This window comes from Planomonospora algeriensis, from assembly GCF_977012225.1.
The window spans coordinates 1-838 of record NZ_CDRNDK010000977.1 but is presented as its reverse complement, the minus strand read 5'-3'; the positions used below and the strand labels follow the sequence as shown (position 1 = coordinate 838).

General features: G+C 72.6%; 1 protein-coding gene. It reads left to right on the top strand.

Annotation, left to right across the window (positions count from 1 at the left end; all coding sequences use genetic code 11):
• The first annotated feature begins 163 nt into the window (after positions 1-163).
• A complete protein-coding gene (locus ACWJ6R_RS37305) occupies positions 164-805 on the top strand; it encodes a hypothetical protein (RefSeq protein WP_449066699.1) in 642 nt (213 codons plus the stop codon).
• The last annotated feature ends 33 nt before the right edge of the window (positions 806-838 follow it).

The window sequence follows — 838 nt, the reverse complement described above, 5'->3', positions numbered from 1 at the left end:
GGCGGCCGGGCGCCCCCGAGCGCAAGGCCCGGCCCGCGTCCGGCTCGAGCCGGGCGGCCCGGCGAGATCAGCAGGAATCCCCTCTTGCCACCTAATTAAATATGCCCTACACTTTTAAGTGTGAAGGGGAGCGGTTCCCCCCACAAAACCCCAGGAGGCACGCATGAACGGCAAGCCCGCCCTCGCCACCATCGCCACCGCCGTCACCAACGGCCGCGAGTACGCCGCCCGCGCCGAGGTCATCCCCGCCGTCCCGGCCCGCTACAACCAGATGGCCGACCTCATCCAGCAGGCCCGCGCCTACTACGTCCAGGGCGCCGCCGCCGCCGGACTCCCCATCGACGGCCTTGTCGAGATCACCAGCCTCGGGCGCATCACCCGCGCCTGGATCGACGGCCTGCACGACACCAGCATCGTCGCCGTCGCCATCGGCGCGGGCTTCCCCGCCCACCTCGCCCCGATGGTCTCCATCGGCGCTTTGCGCGCCTGGCTCACCATGCCCGCCTACGGCGGCGACGACCCCAAGCTCACCCACATCCTCGACACCGCCGCCAAGCGGTACGCCGAGGCCTACCCCGACCTCGCCACCGCATGCCCCGACTGCGGTGCCGAGCCCGGCGAGGAGGACCACCTGGACTGTCTCGCCGAGGCCAGCCTGGACGACAAGGTCACCGAAGCCTTCGAGGCGGCTCTCCGCGACGACCTGCCCGACTCCTGGTGCGACCTGCCCGCCGACGCCCTGCGCGCGGTCATCGGCGAGAAGGTCCGCATGGAAGCGCTGGAGCAGGCCGCCGCCGGAGCCTGACCCTCCCCGCCGCCCCCGCGCCGAGCGGGGGGC